Source organism: Variovorax sp. 770b2, from assembly GCF_900115685.1.
Lineage (GTDB): Bacteria > Pseudomonadota > Gammaproteobacteria > Burkholderiales > Burkholderiaceae_C > Variovorax.
Genome location: NZ_FOXJ01000002.1, coordinates 513,854 through 531,001 on the forward strand (window position 1 = coordinate 513,854; position 17,148 = coordinate 531,001).

A 17,148-nucleotide genomic window follows, 5' to 3' on the forward strand; every position below is an offset into this window, starting at 1 on the left:
TTCTAGGGGGAACGAAGGGGCCGGACTCAGCGCGTGCCGCCGGTCTCGTACAAGGCCTGCCGTTCTTCGAGCGCATGCCAGCCGATGAGGTCCTTGAAGTCGGCCATCGGCGTCTGTGCGAAAGGCAGGTCTGAGAAATCGCCCGAGCGGCGGCGCGCCAGCTCGCGCAGGTTGGCCTGCACCGTGTGCACGGTGGTCAGCAGGCCCGCGATCGGATAGCTCGCGATCGCCGCCACGCTCTCGATCTGCTCGCGGGTCAGCGCGGTCATCCAGGTGCCGGCCATCAGCATCAACGAAAGCCGGCGGCCGCAGGCTTCGCGCAGCTGCACGAGTTGCTCGTAGCTGCCGAAGGTGCGCGAGATGGGCTGGATCAGGTCGGCGCCGGCCTCGGCGTACCGGGCGGCGCGCTCCAGCGCTTCGGCGGGGTCCTGGGCATCGGTGCGCGCGACGATCACGAGGTCGGGGTCGGTGCGCGCATCCAACGCGGCCTTGATGCGCGCGAGCGCGTCGTCCATCGAAACCAGCGTGGAGGTCGGCGTGGCGGCGGGGCAGCGCTTGGGACTGATCTGGTCTTCCAGTTGCAATGCCGCGGCACCGGCCTTCTCGAACTCGCGCACGGCCCGCCCGACGTTGAGCACGCCGCCGTAGCCCGTGTCCGCATCGACGAAGATCGGCTTGCGCACGACGTTGGCCATGCGGTTCACGGTGGCGACGTTCTCGCTGAGCGTGTACAGCTCCATGTCGGGCTGGCCCAGCAGTGCGGCGGAGATGCCGAAGCCCGTGCTGAAGATGCCATCGAAATCGGACTGGTCGACCAGCAGTGCCGACAGCGCGTCCTGCGCGCCGCCGCACCAGAGGGTCGGACCGTGGGTGATGCGCTGGCGCAGCGCCTGGCGTGTTGAGGTCATCTTCTGTCTCCTGAAAAAGGGGCGCTGCGAACCGGCATGGGCGCCGCGCCATGGACTCACAAAAAAAAGCGGGGGCGAAAAAATCGTCGGGATGAGCGCCGGCCGTTCAGGCCATGCGCCGCTTCAGATAGGGAATGAGCCCGCCCGCCTCCAGCATGCCGCGCTCGGAATCGGAGAAGGGCTGCAGCATCAAGGTCCGGCCCGAGCGCAGGTTCTTCACTTCGCTCGTGCCCCAGTCGACCGTGAGCTCGTCGCCGCGCGCCGTTGCTGCGCGGATGCCCGGGCAGCTGACGAGCGGAAAGCCCATGCTCGTCTCGCCGCGGAAAAACCCGGGCGAGAACGACTCGGCGATCACCGCGGCAATGCCCAGGTGCCGCATGGCGCGCATGGCCGGGTAATGCGGGTGGCCATAGCCGAAGTTGTGGCCACCGATCAGCAGATCGCCCTTGCCCACGCTGGCCGCGAAGCCCGGCGCGTAGTCGGCCATGGCCAGCGCGGCCAGTTCCTTCACGTCGGTGATCTTGATGTTGCGCACGCCCACGATGAGGTCGATGTCGTAGTCGTCTTCCTCGAAGACCCAGGCCGCGCGGCCGTGCAGATTTGCAAGGCTCATGCGAGCGGTCCTTCGGCGGCGCCAGCGGCGCCAGCGGCTTCAGCCAGGTAGGGGCGCGGGTCGGCGATGCGGCCTTCCAGCGCGGATGCAGCCACCACGGCCGCATTGCAGATGTAGATCTCCGAATCCACGCTGCCCATGCGCCCCGGCGTGTTCAGGGTACCGGTGGAGACGGCGCGCTGGCCGTCGGTCATGGTGGCGATGCGCCCGAAGCAATAGTCGCAGCTGGGCGAGCTGATGAAGGCGCCCGCCTCGACCAGCACCTCGATCAGACCCTCGCGCGCGGCGGCCGCCATGATGGCCTTGGACGTCGGCACGACGTGCAATTGGAAACCCGGCTGGATGCGGCGCCCGCGCAGCACCTCGGCCGCAATGCGCAGGTCTTCGAGCCGGCCGCTGGCGCACGAGCCGAGATAGCCGGTGTGCACCTCCACGCCGGTGAAGTCCTTCAGGTCCCGCGTGTTGGCGGGGCTCGGCGGAATCACGACGATGGGCTCCAGCGCCGAGACGTCGATCGTCACCACCTGGTCGTAGTGGGCGTCGGCATCGGGGTACACCGGGTCCAGCGCGATCTTCGAGCGCCCCTGCACATAGGCCAGCGTCTTCGCATCGGGCGCGATGAGCATGGTGGTCGCGCCGAGGAACATGGCCTGCCCGCAAATGGTCTGGCGCCCTTCGATGCTCATTGCGTCGATCACGGGCCCGCACAGCTCCACCACCTTGAAGCGGCAGGAGGCGGGGCCCATCACGCGGACCATGTGGTGAAAGACGTCGCGCGCCATCACGCCGGGCTGGAGCGTTCCCACCAGTTCGACCTTCACGCTCGCCGGCACGGTCATGGTGAGCGTCTCGGTCACGAAGGATTCGAGCACGCCTTTTCGCGCACCGAAAGCGAAGGTGCCGAAGGCCCCCAGCTGGCTCACATGGCCGTCGAAGTGAACGGCGAAGGCGCCCGGCGTGGCATAGCCCAGCTCGGCCGCCACCTGGTGGCCGATGCCCTCGCGTTCGTGCACCGGCACGCCCTGTTCCTTGCCCCAGGCGCGGGTGATCTTGTGCAGTTCCTCTTCCTTGGGCGCGGTGGCCGGGACCATGTGGTCGATGAACAGCACGAAGCGCTCGGGGCTGGACACTTTCTCGATCCCGAAGTCCTCGCGGGTCTCCTTGAAGAACACGTCGGTGTAGCCGGGAAAGTCGTAGGCGATCACGAAGTCCGGCCGCGCCGTGATCTCCTCGCCGGGCACCACGCCCGGCCTGCCAGCGGCGCGGGCGAGGATCTTCTCTGTCATCGTCTGGGGCATCTTCTTCACTTCCACGATATGGGAGTTCGGTGGGTTCGAGATACCTATTACATTCGAGCGAATTTCCCCGCTCTTGGGGAACAACCCCAATTACTGCCGCATTGTGGAAACTAAACGCCGAGCCACCACCATGAAGAACGCCGCACCCCAGCCCCTGCCCGCCAGCGGCGCGCGCTCGGGCACGCAGAGCATCGAGCGCGTGGTGGGCATGCTGCGCGTGGTGGCTTCGCGCGGCAGGCGCGGCATGCGCATTGCCGATGTCGTGAGCCTCAGCGGCCTGCCCATGTCCACGTGCTTTCGCATGCTGCAGCGGCTGGAAGTGGAAGGGCTGCTGGTGCGCGATCTGCTCACCCGCAAGTACCACCTGGGGCCGCTCTTGTACGAGCTGGGCATGCTGGCCCAGCCGCACTACCAGCTGAGCGAACTGTGCGAGGAGGCGCTGCGCGCCATCGCCGAGCTGACGCATGACACGGTCTACCTGAGCGAGCGGCGAGGCCCCGAATCCATCTGCACCAGCCGGGCGCTGGGCGCCTACCCGATCAAGGCGCTGACGCTCGATGTGGGCATTCGCCGGCCCATGGGCGTGGGCGCCGGCGGCCTCGCGATCCTGAGTGCGCTGCCGGAGGCGGAAGCGGAGCTGATCGTCGCGGCCAACGAGGCGCGCTATGCCAAGTTCGGCGCCTTCGAGCCGGGCTTCCTGCGCGAGGCCATCGCGCAGACGCGTGCGCAGGGCTATTCATTCCTGGACAGTGCGGCCACCCCCGGCGCAGCGGCCATCGGCGTGGCGTTTCCGCCCGACAACCCGATCGCGGCCGTGAGCGTGGCGGCCATCTCCAGCCGCATGGCGCCGGCGCGGCGCGCCGAAGTGGCGAAGATCATCCACCAGCAGGTGCGTGCGATCTGCGTGCTGCTCGAGGCCAAGTCGATGGCTCCCTCATCGGGCCGCGATGGCGATTGACCGGCGTCCGCCGGCCTGCACGGGACGTCAAAGCTCCCAGCCGCGCATGCGCCGGTACAGCGTGCCGCGCGACACGTTCAGTCGACGCGCCGCCTGCGACACGTTGCCGCCATGCGCCGCGAGCGTTTCCTCGATCAGCTTGCGGCTGTGCTCGCGCAAGGTTTCGGCATGCGGCGCCTGCCCGTCATCGGTCGCGGCTGTGCAGTCTTCGCCGGCAGTGGCCACGGCGACCGAGTGCTCGACGGACGTCGATGCATGCAGGCCCGGCATCGCCACCGCGTGCTTGAAGTCCACGCCATCTGTCCCCTTCAGATGCGCCTGCACCCACACACCGAGCCCGCTCGCGAGCCGCAGTGGCTGCGCGGCCTCGCGCCGGCCCAGTCGCATCAGGCTTGCGAGGTCGTGCCCCAGGAGGCATTCGACATCGCGCTCGCCCGCCGCTTCCGGCAGCCGGCCCAGCAGGCGCGCGCCCGCGTTGTTGAGCCACGCGATGGTGCCGTCCGGCGCGATGCCGGCCAGCGCTTCGAGCGGCGTGCCGAGCAAGGTCGGGCTCGCCTGGAAGCGCAGGATGAGGTGGTCGCGCGACTGCGCCTGCAGCAGTCGGTTCTCGATCGTCGTCGCGTAGAGCGACACCATCGATGCCGCATCGAAGCCGAAGCGCCGCGCCTCGATCGTGAGGTCCAGCACGCCGGCCAGCCGCCCCGTCACGTCGCGAATCGGCGCGGCGGCGCACTGCATGTGGCACAGCACGTCGAAGTAGTGCTCGGCGCCGTCGACGGTGCAGGCCTGCCCGGTGCTCGCCACGATGCCCGGCGCGGTGGTGCCCACGATGCGCTCGGAGATGTTCACGCCCACGCGCGCAGTCTTGCGCAGCACCGGCTGGTGCGCGGCGGCAGGCTGGTGCGTGACGTGCACGACCACGCCTTCGCGGTCGGTCAGGATCACGCGGCAGTCGGTGCCGGCCAAGGTGTTTTCCATCTGCACGAGTTCCTGCCGCGCCACTTCCAGCAGCTCGCGGTTGCGCGCGAGCGTGGCGTGCAGGCGGCTGGGCGTGACGGCATCGAAGGGCACGATGCGCTGGCGGTCGGTGTGGTTGCGCGTGCAGCGCATCCACGACTGCAGCACCGCCTCGCCGATGAGCCCCGAGGGCCGCACGCCTTCCTCGAAGAACTGGCGCCGCGCGAGCGCCACGCGCTGCGTGGGCGTGCTGGCGAAGAGCTGGTGCGGCGCATCCGCCGTGCCCAGCCTGTCGAACATGTCGTGAGCCATGGTGCTCGATGCCTCCCTGGATTCGGGGACCACAGTTAATGTGTTCCGCAATGGAACAGCCGGTCAATAGGCTTTTCACGAGGAGAGCCGCATCAATTTTTGGGCGAAAACTATGTCCTCTGACCAGTACGTCAACTGCAGGCGTGCGATGTTTTCCGCCAGCAGCAAAGGAACTTCTACATACTGTAGTTGCGGTCGCGGCTTTCGAAGTTGTCGGGATCAACTTCGCTACTTCAGTTGATGAGGATTCGTTAATGTCCGCACGAGTGCTCGCACGGTGGCTGTCGGTCGAGTAGTAGTTGCTGGTAGATTCCGCCTCTACGCCACAATAACCTTGGAGAAGAAATTGCCCGCCAATTTGCCGTATCTTGCGTCTCCTAATTCAATTAAGACCGCGCTGGAGAAAATTCGAAACGCTGCGACTCCCGATCGTGTTACCGGTGATTTTGTCAATACTGTATTGCAAATGAAAGGTGGGACGGGTGCTCAAATTTCGCCTTTTCTGAAAAAAATTGGATTTGTCGCTTCCGATGGCGCACCAACCGAGTTGTACAAGCGCTTTCGAAATCCTGCCGCAGGTGGGGCCGCCATTGCGGAGGCAATTCGTATTGGATACAAGGATCTTGCCCAGTCGAACGAGTATTTTTATATGCTCGATGACAAAGGTCTTCTCGCATTAATTGTTCAGGTCACAGGGGCGGAGGCCAATGGAGCGGTTCCCAAGCTCATTCAATCGACATTGAAGGCGCTAAAGCTGTATGCCGACTTTAATTCAAAAGAAGCTGCGATGGAGGTGCCGCAAATGGCACGTAAACTTGAGTCAGAAGATGATGCGACATGGGCGCCAGCAACAAAGCAAAGTCGAGCTGAAAGTGAAAACCTTGGCCTCAATCTTTCTTACACGATCAATTTAAATTTGCCGGCCACATCGGATCAAGCTGTATTCAATGCCATCTTTCGAAGCTTGAAAGAACATTTGCTTTCCAACAATGGATAAGATTGCACTTGAGAAGGTGAAAGCCTTCGGCATGACTAACCAGATCATTGCAGAGGAGCTCACCCGAGTTGCAGCTCTCTACAACATCGAACTAGGGCATTTGCCTTCTTCGGCTAACACCGTGGACGACATCTATTACCCGCAATTCGATGCGTCGGTTCGTGGCGAGGCAGCGCGGATGGCAAAACACTATGAGGTTTTTTATTCTCTCGAAAAATCCATCAGAGCGCTTGTGGCAGAAACTATTGAGGCTGCCGATAGCACGCCCGATTGGTGGGATACGGCCCGTGTCCCCACAAATATAAAAACGGAAGTCGCGTCGCGAATCGTCAAAGAACTTGATGCCGGTGTTACTCGTCGTTCTCAGGACGCGTTGGATTACACAACTTTCGGTGAGTTGTCGGAAATTATCATTTCTAATTGGCCGATTTTCGGTGGGATATTTAATAGCAGAAAGGCATTGGGCAAAGTATTTGCAAGTCTCAACGCTCTTCGTAATCCGATAGCTCATTGCAGCCCACTCGCCGAAGACGAGGAATTGCGTCTTCAGCTCACCCTTCGTGATTGGTTTCGGCTGATGGAATAGGAGAGGATTGTGCGAATGGTCGTATCTCGCTCTTCCACCGCTTTCTTCAGCTGCCGAATTTCTAACTCCTTCTTCGCGCCTTCGATAACGGATTGGCAGTATTTCCGCTTCCATTTGGCGATTTCGAGGGCGGGCTGTGTACTGTCATACATAGTCTTTTCCACGTGAAAGTTGCGATGCACGTATCGTCCCGCGAGAGATGTGCCGGCGTCCACTGCCGATTGCATTCTTGGCGACCAGAAACTGCTGATTGCAGTTGCTCGTTGTGTTCGTTGCCGCAGTTGCCCAGATCGCATCGGTCATCGCCAGCGCCTCTCAAACAGTACTTTCGTTGGCGACCGCGAATCGTCGGCTCGTCGACGTCTTCTACGGTTGGTTCGTCTTTTTCCAGTTCGCGGGCTTGGTTCACTTTCGCCCATTCCTTGCGAGTGAAGACAAGTCTTCAAATACCTCGCTACAACCGCGGAAAGAGATTTCTGTGTTCTGAAATGGAACAAAGCTTGATTGGGGAAATCCCGAGGGTGAAGGCGAGGGCCATGCGAACGATCCTTGCAGCACAAGGAGACCCACGATGAAGAAAACCACCACGGGGCTGTTCGTGCTGGCCGGCGCATTGCTGTGCCTGGGTGCATCGACGGCCACGGCCCAGAACGCGCAGGACCGCGCGGCGGCCGCTGCGAAGAAAGTCGACGGCAACTTCATCCGCGCCAACGCGGCGCAGAAGACACCCGACTGGCCCAGCGTGGGCCTGGACTACGCAGAGTCGCGCTTCAGCAAGCTGGACCAGGTGAACGCAGGCAACGTGAAAGCGCTCGGGCTGGTCTGGTCGTACGACCTCGAATCGACGCGCGGCGTGGAATCCACGCCGCTGGTGGTGGACGGCATCATGTACGTCACCGCCTCGTGGAGCGTGGTGCATGCGATCGACACGCGCACCGGGCAGAAGCTCTGGACCTTCGACCCGCAGGTCGATAAATCGAAAGGCTTCAGGGGCTGCTGCGACGTGGTGAACCGCGGCGTGGCGCTGCACGAAGGCCGCGTCTACGTGGCCGCCTACGACGGCCGGCTCATCGCGCTCGACGCGGCCACCGGCCAGAAGGTGTGGGAGAAGAACACCATCGAAGGCCAGAAGGGCAGCTACACCATCACCGGCGCGCCGCGCGTGTTCAAGGGCAAGGTCATCATCGGCAACGGCGGCGCCGAGTACGGCGTGCGCGGCTACGTCACCGCCTACGACGCGAAGACCGGCGACCAGAAGTGGCGCTGGTTCGTGGTGCCGGGCGACCCGGCCAAGCCTTTCGAGGACGAATCGATGGCGCGCGCCGCCAGGACCTGGGACCCGAGCGGCAAATACTGGGAGGCCGGCGGCGGCGGCACCGCGTGGGACAGCTTCGCCTTCGACCCCGAGCTCAACCTCATGTACGTGGGCACCGGCAACGGCTCGCCGTGGGCGCACAAGGCGCGCAGCCCCAAGGGCGGCGACAACCTGTACCTGGGCTCGGTGGTGGCGCTCGACCCCGACACCGGCAAGTACGTGTGGCACTACCAGGAGACGCCCGGCGACAACTGGGACTACACCTCCACGCAGTCGATGATCCTGGCCAACGTCAAGCTCGGCGGCAAGGCGCGCAAGGTGCTGCTGCATGCGCCCAAGAACGGCTTCTTCTTCGTCATCGACCGCACCAACGGCAAGTTCATCTCGGCGAAGAACTTCGTCGACGTGAACTGGGCCACGGGCTACGACAAGAACGGCCGGCCCATCGAGATCGCCGCCGCGCGCCAGAACGAGAAGCCCGGCGACAGCATCCCCGGTCCCTTCGGCGCGCACAACTGGCACCCGATGTCGTTCAACCCGCAGACCGGCCTGGCCTACCTGCCCGCGCAGCACGTACCGCTCAACCTGATGGACGACAAGGACTGGAAGTTCGACCAGAACGCACCCGGTCGCCCGCATGCGGCGCTGGGCTGGAACACGGGCAAGTTCGCCAACGCGGAGCCGCCCACCAGCAAGCCTTTCGGCCGGCTCGTCGCGTGGGATCCGGTGGCGCAGAAGGAAGCCTGGGGCGTCGACTACGCATCGCCATGGAACGGCGGCACGCTCACCACCGCGGGCAACCTCGTGTTCCAGGGCACGGCCGACGGGCGGCTCCTGGCCTACAACGCCAGGACCGGCGAGAAGCTCTGGGAAACGCCCACCGGCACCGGCGTGGTCGCGGCGCCTTCGACCTACATGGTCGATGGCAAGCAGTACGTGTCGGTGGCCGTGGGCTGGGGCGGCGTGTACGGCCTCGCGCAGCGCGCCACCGAGAAGCAGGGGCCGGGCACGGTCTATACCTTCGCGGTCGGCGGCACCGCGAAGATGCCGGACTTCGTGCAGTACCGCATGAGCAAGCTGGTGCAGGGCGTGAAGTACGACCCCGCCAAGGTGCAGGCCGGCACCCTGCTCTACGTGAGCAACTGCGTGTTCTGCCACGGCGTGCCGGGCGTGGACCGCGGCGGCAACATCCCCAACCTGGGCTACATGGACTCGGCGTACATCGAGAACCTGGACAAGTTCATCCTGAAGGGCCCGGCCATGGCGCGCGGCATGCCCGACTTCACGGGCAAGCTCTCGGGCGAGGACATCGAGAGCATCAAGGCATTCATCCAGGGCACGGCGGACGCGGTCCGGCCGAAGTAGGGCGCGCCCGAGTCAGCGGCCGCCGAACCAGTACGGGGTGTTGGCGGTCCAGGTCGAGTTCGGGTAGTTCGCGTGCAGGGCCTGCAGGCCCTTGCGCGACCAGTCGCCCACCGTCTTGTCCTGGCAGGTGTAGCGCGCCATCTTCACGGCCACCGAGAGCGCCTGCGGCACCAGCGGATCGGCGCGGTCGCGCTGCATCAGCGCCAGGCTTTCCTGCGTGAAGTAGACCGAGTCCTGCGGCACGGTGCGCAGCTTCGCGACCAGCGCCGCCTGCTGGGTGCGCTCCTCCTGCGGCACGAATGCGGGCATCTCGAAATCGGCCGGCCCCGCTGCCTTGGGCCCCGAGGCCGGCACGCCCAGCGAGGTGCACCACTTGCCGTAGCTGCCGACGGCCGCGTTGGGGTCGTAGGTCGACGCGACCCAGGGCCTGAGCGGCGTGGGCCGGACGTACCAACTGGCGTCGGGCCAGTGCGGCGGCTGCAGCGTCTCGGCGGCGCTGGCCACGCGCTCGAGCAGCAGGCGATGCCAGGCGGCGGTGTCGGTCGTGGCCAGGGTGAGCGAACGGCGGATGCCGGCGATGGCGTCGGCGCCCTTGGCCGGCGCCTTCTGCGTCGAGGCGATGCGCAACTCGGCCGCGCGCTGCGCCGTGGCGTAGTCCTCCACCAGCACCGCGCGGGTCCACGCGGTCTCCAGCAGCGTGTCGCGCAGCGCGGGCGAGAGGGCCGGGTCGACCGCGAGCCGCAGCCACATCGCGAGCGGTGCACGTGTGTTCAGGAAGCGCACCACGTCGTCGTCGAAGGCGCTGGCCAACGGTGTGGCATTGGGCCTGGCCTCCTGCGCCTCGGGGTCGCGGCGCGCCACCACGGGACGGATCGCCAGGCGGCGCCATTCCTCTTCCGACGAGGCCGTGGGCAGCAGCAGCGCCTTCACGAAATTCTGGCCCGAGGGGCTGCGGGCGATCAACGGCGAATCGGCCGCGCCCGCGATGAGTTCGCGCGCTTCCTTGAAGCGGCCCTGCGCAAACAGGCGCTGGGCGCGCAACTGGGTGGCGGCGAAGCGCGCGGGATGGTCTTCGGGCACGGCGGCCAGGGCCGCTTGCAGCTCGGCCTCGCGCTTGTCGTCGGCAGTGCCGGCGACCGGCACCAGGCTCGCGGCGGCCATGAGCCATGTGAGCTCGTGGGTGCGCTGGTAGCGGCTCCAGCTCAGGGTCTCGCGCCACTTGCCGTTCGGCTCGGCGCCGCTGCCCGGGGTGTCGAAGCCGCGCACGGTACTGAGCCATTGCACAAGGTCGGAAGTCTGCGCCGGGCCGATGTACGTGCAGTCGTACGAGAACCCGCAGGCGCGGAATTCGTGATTCAGCAGCAGCAGTTTCGCGGCGGCCGCATCGGGCGGGCCCATGGTCTTCAGGCCGTCCGCCAGTCGCCGCATGCGCGTGGCGGGCAGCAGGTAGCGGATGCGCAGTGCCTCGGCCAGCCGATGCACCGAGGGATGCAGCGCCTGCAGGCGCCGGTTCTTCAGCAGCGGCAGCGCGATGGCATCGACCGCCTTCGTGAGCTCGGCCTGCTGCTTGATCGCCTCGGCGCTCTCCTTGCCGGCACTCTCGCGGTCCGGGGGCGATGCATCGCCACCCGGGTTCTGGCGCGCCAGCACGCGCAGCCGCATGTAGGCCGCGAGGTCGCGCCACGGGCTCGCCTTGTCGGCCGCTATCTCGGTGAATGCGGTGTCGGCGCCGGCCAGGTCATTGGCATAGAAGCGCCATGCGGCCTGCTGGTAGGCGCGGTCGGCCTGGAGCCAGGCCGGGGCGCGGGGTGGCAGCTCCGGGAGCGCGGCGGGTTCCTTGTCGCAGGCGTAGAACACCACTTCCTGCGCCTGCAACCAGTACAGCACGGGCGGGCCGGCCGTCTTGTCGCCCGCCACGCGTTCCATGCGCTGGGCCAGGGTCTTGGTGGCATTGCGGAAGGCGTCGCCATAGAGGCAGCTGGGGCTCGCCCGCAGGGTGTTGGCGTTCCACTGCGGTGTTTGCCCGGAGGGCGGCGTGGTGGGCTTGGATCCCTCGGGCAGCGGCTGGCCCAGCTTCGCGTAGGCGCCGGCGCGGGCCTGCTGCCATTCGGTCCAGGCCGCGTCGGTGTCTTCCATGCCGCTGTCCTCGCGCGGCAGTTTCTCCAGCAGGTCGGAGAACGCCCGCACCGCATCGGGTGAGAACGCCTGCCCGCGCAGGCGCCAGTACCAGAGCACCTGGTAGGGCACGAGGTAGTCGGTGTAGTAGCCCGCGGGCCGCTCGACGAATTCGCGCACCGGCTGGTCGGGCCGCGTGCTGTCGAAGAACATGTCCACCGGGTCGCCGCCGCCACTCGCATGCGCCGCCGCGGCACCGAGCGATGCGGCGATCGCGAGCAGGCGAAGGCCGGCGCGCAGAGTGCGCATGGGAGAAGTCATGGATGTGTGCCCCTGGTGTCGATCTTTTCGAAGTCTTCGGTCTTCCATGCGCCCGTGTGGAACACGTAGCGCCGCTTCACGCCGACCAGCGCCGGCCATGGCTCGCCCAGCAGCAGCCCGGCCGCATCGCGGCAGGCCGGCACGGTGGCGGTGCCCGCGACCTGCAGCCGTTGGCGGATGTGCGCCGACTCCGCACCCATGCGGAAGTACATCGGCACCACCTCGTCGACGAGGCCGGCCGGCAGCCACGGGTCGCTCATGCACCACGAGGCGAGTGCCGTGGCCGAGAGCCGCACGTTCGCGCGCAGCGGCTGCAGGCGCTGCAGCAGCGCGACGTAGGCCTCGCGCTGGCTGCGGCGCGCCTCGAAGTCCAGCTGCACCCAGCCCGAGCGGTTGTGCGCCGCGGCATGTGCGAGCGCGTTGGCAATGGCCTGTTGCTGCGCGTCGTCGACCAGCGACGGTGCGAGGTTGTCGAGCGTGACGTGCACCACCGGAATCACCGTGATGCCCGGCGCGATGCGCAGCGGCCACTGGCGCCACGTCGTGCGGCTCTGCGTGCCGCTCAGGCGCACCGTCGCGTGCAGGTAGGCAATGCCGGTGCCTTCGGGCGGCGCGGAGAAAAGCTGGGGGCGGTCCCACACCCAGAGCAGCGTCCGCGGCGAGCCGGCCTCTGAGCCGGTCTGCGGGCCGGCAAGTGCTTCATGCGTGAACAGGGCCACAAGGGCCAGCAAGACCAGCACAGGCGAAGTGCCGCGAGGACGCATGAAGGAAAAAGGGGGAGGGGGTGGAGGAAACCCCGGCGAGCATAGCGAAAAAAGCGCATCGGCCGCGCAGCGCCCGATCGGCGCCTGGCGAGCGGCTCAGCCCGCGAGCCGCAGCTCGTGGATCAGCCCCGCCACGTTGCCCACCTCCAGCTTGTCGTAGATCGACTGGATGTGGTTGCGCACGGTGGCCGGCGAGCGGCTGAGGATGGCGGCGATGTCCTTGTGCGTGTCGCCGCGCGCCAGCAGCTCGGCGATGGTGTGCTCGCGCGGCGTGAGGCTGTCGGCGCGGCAGCGCATGCGGCTCTTGAGGAACAAGAGGCGCTGCTCCACGCGGTGCGTGACCACGATCGCCTGCCCGCTGTAGCGCGCGTGGCCATGCAGGAAGTGCTTGAGCAGCACGTCGGGCAGCGTGCGCCCGTGCCATGACGGCCACTCCGTCTTGAGCGTCGTCTCGAAGAAATTGTCGGCGTGGTAGAGCACCCCGCGCAGGTCGCCGATGGCCGAGCCGCTGGGCGCCTGGGCGCCGGCCTCGAGCCTGTCGAGGTGAACGATGCGGTTGAGCGCCAGCGCCTGCATCAGGTGCGGGGAGAGGCTCGCCAGCAGGTTCACTTCCTCGGGCTTGCAGTGCGCGTCGGGGTCGGCGCGAAACAGCGAGAACCAGTGCATGAAGTTGGACCGCGGGTCGCTGTCCATCGTGATGAAGATGTTGTTCTGGTCGTAGCGCTGCACGTAGTCCAGAAATGGCGCGTACTCGGGGCCGCTCCACCAGCTTTTGGAGTGGAAGCCCCGCGTGCCGTGTCCCTTGCCGAAGAAGCTCGCAGCCGCGGAATCGAGGTGCTTGAAGTCGTCGTACTCCATCATCATCTCGGGCGTCTTGCGGTGCAGGTGCAGCGTGTGCACGTCGATGCCCTCGGCGGCGGTGGTGGCCGTACCCCACATCGACGCGTCGAAGGGCAGCACCGGCTTGATGAGGTCGAGCGCGGCGTCCTGGAAAGCGTCGATCGGCAACTCGTGCGAGAGCCGGTACAGCTGCAGCAGCAGCATGCCGAAGTCGTGCAGTTCCGGACGGTTCATGGACCGAGTTTTCCCGCAGCGGTGGGGTACCGCATCCCATGTTCCGGTGATTCGTTTGCGGTCTGCGCAAAGGCCCACGCGTTTCAAGAATGGTGCATTTGCATCATTTTTTCTTCGAAAAGTGAAAGCTATTGTTTGCGAACCCCCGGGAGGTCCGGAGTTTTCAACCTTTTCGAAGAGCCCACAGATGCCACATCTCACCCGCAAGATCCCCCATGCCCTGTCCATCGTCACCCTGGCGCTTCTCGCCGCATGCGGTGGGGGTGGTGGAGGCGGCGGCGGTGGCGGCTTCGGCTTCATCCCGCCGGCCTCGGGCGGTGGCGGCGGCGACCAGCCTGCAACTGCTACCACGCTCAGTGGAACGGTGGCCACCGGCGCGGCCTTCGCCGGCGCGGCGCTCACGGTGTTCGACCAGACCGGCGCCAAGGTCTGCGAAGTGACCACCACGCCCGAAGGCACCTACACCTGCTCGCTGCCCGCGGGCACCAAGGCGCCGCTGGTGATCCAGGCCGTGCGCGACGACCTCACGCTCTACAGCACCACCGCGAGCACCGCGACCGGCACCACCAACGTGACGCCGCTCACCACCATCATCGTGGCGCAGCTCTCGCCCAACGGCGATCCGTCGAAGCTGGCGGCCGCGATCCAGGCCGATGCCGGCGCGGTCACGGCCGGCTCGATCGGCGAGCAGGTCGCCAAGCTCGTGGCCGCGCTGCAGCCGCTGCTCACGGCGCTGAACCTCAGCATCGATCCGATGAGCGGCGAGTTCCAGGCCAACGGCTCGGGGCAGGACCGCGTGCTCGATTCGATCAACGTGTCGGTGCGCCCGGACGGCGCGGCCTCCAACATCGAGATCACCGTGAAGGCGCTGCCGGCCGGCGAGGAGACGGCGCCCGTGTCCATCGTGTTCCGCAGCGGCGATGCGACCATCACGCCGTTGCCGGCTGTCGACGCGGCGGCGCTGGTGCAGCCGCCCACGCCGGCCATGGTGCAGGCGCTGCTGGAGCGCATCAACGCCTGCTATGCGCTGCCGCTCAACCAGCGCGTGAACAGCCCGATCAACCAGGACGGCAACGCGTTCGGCACCGCGGCCAACGTGGTCGCGCCCGAATGCCGCACGCTCTTCGTGGGCGACAGCCCGGAGAACTTCGTGGCGGCCGGCGGCGTGCCCATCGGCCGCGTGGCCGGCGGCGCGCGTCGCTCGTTCGACAGCCTGTTCCGCTTCGGCCCGACCAACCTCAAGCACGACCGCGGCAACTTCGAATATTTCTACAAGAACGGCGACATCGCGCTCACCTACCGCTGGACCGACATCCTGGGCAACACCGACAACGATGTCTTCAACGCGAAGATCGTGGACGGCGCGCTCAAGCTCACGGGCAACGCGGACGCCTACCGCGCCTTCGTTCGGCCGCAGCTGGAAAAGAAGGACTACCTGAAGCACCAGAACCTGGTGTTCCATTCGGTCGGCTACGCCATCTCGGTGGACAACGTGCGCGACGGCATGGGCAACCCGATCCTCGCGAAGGTGGTGGCCACGACCGAATCGCTGCCCGGCCGGCAACTGGTGCTGGTGCCCAAGAGCGGCCTCAGCTCGCTGGTGCTCACGCCGGACGGCACCATCGCCTCGGGCCTGAACTCGTCGGCCTGGCGCATGTCGGCGCGCTACCTGGATCCGGCGCAGCCCGGCAGCCCCAACGACTTCGAGAACGCCAACCTCTTCGCCAGCCCGTTCATCGGCGACGAGGACCTGCGCAAGATCCCCGACCAGACGGTGTGGAAGCTGGAGTTCTTCCGCGCGGACGGCGTGACGCCGAACGTGGTGCAGTACGTGCGCACCTTCTCCCGCGTGCCGACCATTGCCGAGGCCGTGCAGACGCCCCTGGTGGAGCTCGTGCCCGCGGTGCGCGCCGAGCTGCTGGCGGAAACCCAGGGCAGCGCGCGCGGCATCGTCTTCGGACCGACGAGCCTCGTGGACCCCAACAACGCCGACTTCAGCGCCGAAGGCAACCTGGACGCCTGGCTGGTGCCCAACGGCGCGCTCGCGCCGACCTCGTTCAGCGTGTTCGGCCGTGCACCGGGACCGAGCGGCACGCGCTTCAGCGAGACCGTGACCGTGCGCAACACGAACCGCAAGGCGATCGTCTATTGCGTGCCGGTGGCGCCGCTCCCCGATCCGCATTGCGCACCGGCCAACAACAACAGCTACCAGTACGCCGAAGGCTCTTCGCTCAGCACCTTCACCTTCGTGGCGCGCACCGCGCGCCAGGTCGATGTGCGCAAGAACTTCGAGGTGTGGACCGTCACGCCCTGAGTTTTCTCGCGCTGTCACCGCCATGAAAAAAGCCGCCGGTCCAAAGGGCCGGCGGCTTTTTTATTTCAGGAGATCGTGAAGATCAGTCGGCGTACACGCCCGCTGCCTTGATGATCGGGCCCCATTTCGCGATCTCGGCCGAGACGAACTTCTTGTGCTCGGCCGGCTCGGTGCGCTTGTCGGTGGTGATCACCGCGCCCAGCGCCTCTTCGCGCTTGATGAAGCCCGGGTCCTTCATGGCGGCCGTGATGGCTTCGTTCAACTTCTTGAGCACCGGTGCCGGCGTGCCCTTGGGGGCGTACATGCCGTGCCAGATCGACACCTCGAAGCCCTTCACGCCCGCTTCCTGCAGCGTCGGCAGGTCCTTCAGGGCCGGCGTGGTCAGGCGCTTGGCGGTGGTCACGGCATAGGCCTTGACCTTCTTGGCCTCGATCTGCGAGGTGGTGTTGGTGGTCTGGTCGCACAGGAGGTCGATCTGGCCGCCCAGCAGGTCGGCGATGGCGGGGGCCGTGCCCTTGTAGGGAACCGGCGTCATCTCGACCTTCAGCGCGCTCTGGAACAGGAGGCCGCACAGGTGCGAGGCGGCGCCCAGGCCGGCGTTGCCCAGGTTGATCTTGCCCTTGTTGGCTTCGATCCAGGTCGTCAGTTCCTTGTAGTTGTTGGCCGGGAGCGAGGGCTTGCCGATCAGCGTCATCGGCACTTCGTTGACCATGCCCAGGTACTCGAAGTCGGTCTCCACGTTGAACGGCAGCTTGCGATAGAGCGCCGGCATCGTGGACATGCCGATGTGGTTCAAGAGCAGCGTGTAGCCGTCCGGATTGGCACGCGCCACCTTGGCGGTGCCGATGGAGCTGCCGGCGCCGGCGGTGTTGTCCACCACGATGGTGGTGCCCAGCGTCTTCTGCATGGCTTCGGCCAGGTCGCGCGCGACGCGGTCGGTCGGGCCGCCGGCTGCGAAAGGCACCACCAGCGTGACGGTCTTGCCTGCGGGGAAATCCTGGGCGTGAACGCCGACAGCGGCGGCGGCGATCGCCGTAAGGGCAAGCAATTTCTTCATGAAGTCTCCGGGACGGTTGAGTTTGAAAATCGGCCGCGATCTTATAGGCTGACCACCGCCTGACCTATACCGAATAGCCCTTAGGTCCGTGACGAAATCCACCCCTTCCTGGGGCATGATCGGCGCTCGCAGACCGTGCTTGGCGGCGCGAAAAACAACCACAACAACGCAGGTCCTCAGGGGGCCGCATCGAG

The 17,148-nt window shown here is 66.2% G+C and carries 14 protein-coding genes; 6 read left to right on the top strand and 8 right to left on the bottom strand.

Annotated features, from left to right (window positions below; genetic code table 11):
* Positions 1–26: 26 nt before the first annotated feature.
* From BM133_RS18005 to BM133_RS18015, 3 genes are all read right to left on the bottom strand, one after another.
* Positions 27–908, bottom strand: coding sequence for an isocitrate lyase/PEP mutase family protein (locus BM133_RS18005; RefSeq protein ID WP_093436414.1), 882 nt, complete (start codon positions 906–908; stop codon positions 27–29).
* A gap of 106 nt (positions 909–1,014) precedes the next feature.
* Positions 1,015–1,521 carry a LeuD/DmdB family oxidoreductase small subunit gene (locus BM133_RS18010; RefSeq protein WP_093436417.1) on the bottom strand — a complete coding sequence of 169 codons (507 nt, stop codon included), beginning with the start codon at positions 1,519–1,521 and terminating at the stop codon, positions 1,015–1,017.
* On the bottom strand, positions 1,518–2,807 hold the full coding sequence (locus tag BM133_RS18015; protein WP_256219248.1) for a 3-isopropylmalate dehydratase large subunit: 1,290 nt from the start codon (positions 2,805–2,807) through the stop codon (positions 1,518–1,520). The genes BM133_RS18010 and BM133_RS18015 overlap by 4 nt, the downstream gene beginning before the upstream one ends.
* Positions 2,808–2,949: 142 nt before the next feature.
* On the opposite strand from BM133_RS18015, the gene BM133_RS18020 reads away from it, so the two are divergent.
* A complete protein-coding gene (locus BM133_RS18020) occupies positions 2,950–3,777 on the top strand; it encodes an IclR family transcriptional regulator (protein WP_093436420.1) in 828 nt (275 codons plus the stop codon).
* Positions 3,778–3,804: 27 nt separating this feature from the next.
* Here the strand turns inward: BM133_RS18020 and BM133_RS18025 are convergent, their stop codons facing one another.
* Entirely contained in the window at positions 3,805–5,046 is a 1,242-nt protein-coding gene (locus BM133_RS18025; protein ID WP_093436422.1) for a helix-turn-helix domain-containing protein, read from the bottom strand.
* A gap of 346 nt (positions 5,047–5,392) precedes the next feature.
* Here BM133_RS18025 and BM133_RS34670 point away from each other — a divergent pair, with 346 nt between their 5' ends.
* From BM133_RS34670 to BM133_RS18040, 4 genes are all read left to right on the top strand, one after another.
* Positions 5,393–6,043, top strand: a complete 651-nt coding sequence (locus tag BM133_RS34670) for a DUF5343 domain-containing protein (protein WP_143100149.1) — start codon at positions 5,393–5,395, stop codon at positions 6,041–6,043.
* Positions 6,036–6,629 (top strand): Swt1 family HEPN domain-containing protein, encoded by a 594-nt coding sequence (locus tag BM133_RS18030; protein ID WP_093436425.1) that lies wholly within the window; start codon positions 6,036–6,038, stop codon positions 6,627–6,629. Before BM133_RS34670 ends, BM133_RS18030 begins: the two co-directional genes overlap by 8 nt.
* A gap of 250 nt (positions 6,630–6,879) precedes the next feature.
* Positions 6,880–7,116 carry a hypothetical protein gene (locus tag BM133_RS18035; protein ID WP_093436429.1) on the top strand — a complete coding sequence of 79 codons (237 nt, stop codon included), beginning with the start codon at positions 6,880–6,882 and terminating at the stop codon, positions 7,114–7,116.
* An 84-nt stretch (positions 7,117–7,200) separates the two neighbouring features.
* Positions 7,201–9,309: a PQQ-dependent dehydrogenase, methanol/ethanol family gene (locus BM133_RS18040; RefSeq protein WP_093436432.1), complete on the top strand. Its 2,109-nt coding sequence runs from the start codon at positions 7,201–7,203 to the stop codon at positions 9,307–9,309.
* Positions 9,310–9,321: 12 nt separating this feature from the next.
* Here the strand turns inward: BM133_RS18040 and BM133_RS18045 are convergent, their stop codons facing one another.
* From BM133_RS18045 to BM133_RS18055, 3 genes are all read right to left on the bottom strand, one after another.
* Positions 9,322–11,733 carry a hypothetical protein gene (locus tag BM133_RS18045; RefSeq protein ID WP_093436435.1) on the bottom strand — a complete coding sequence of 804 codons (2,412 nt, stop codon included), beginning with the start codon at positions 11,731–11,733 and terminating at the stop codon, positions 9,322–9,324.
* A gap of 8 nt (positions 11,734–11,741) precedes the next feature.
* Positions 11,742–12,509: a hypothetical protein gene (locus BM133_RS18050; RefSeq protein ID WP_143100150.1), complete on the bottom strand. Its 768-nt coding sequence runs from the start codon at positions 12,507–12,509 to the stop codon at positions 11,742–11,744.
* Between the two features lie 96 nt (positions 12,510–12,605).
* A complete protein-coding gene (locus BM133_RS18055; RefSeq protein WP_093436441.1) occupies positions 12,606–13,583 on the bottom strand; it encodes a helix-turn-helix transcriptional regulator in 978 nt (325 codons plus the stop codon).
* A gap of 187 nt (positions 13,584–13,770) precedes the next feature.
* On the opposite strand from BM133_RS18055, the gene BM133_RS18060 reads away from it, so the two are divergent.
* Positions 13,771–15,897 carry a hypothetical protein gene (locus BM133_RS18060; RefSeq protein WP_093436444.1) on the top strand — a complete coding sequence of 709 codons (2,127 nt, stop codon included), beginning with the start codon at positions 13,771–13,773 and terminating at the stop codon, positions 15,895–15,897.
* An 82-nt stretch (positions 15,898–15,979) separates the two neighbouring features.
* On the opposite strand, the gene BM133_RS18065 is transcribed toward BM133_RS18060, so the two are convergent.
* Positions 15,980–16,954: a tripartite tricarboxylate transporter substrate-binding protein gene (locus BM133_RS18065; RefSeq protein ID WP_093436447.1), complete on the bottom strand. Its 975-nt coding sequence runs from the start codon at positions 16,952–16,954 to the stop codon at positions 15,980–15,982.
* Positions 16,955–17,148: the final 194 nt, after the last annotated feature.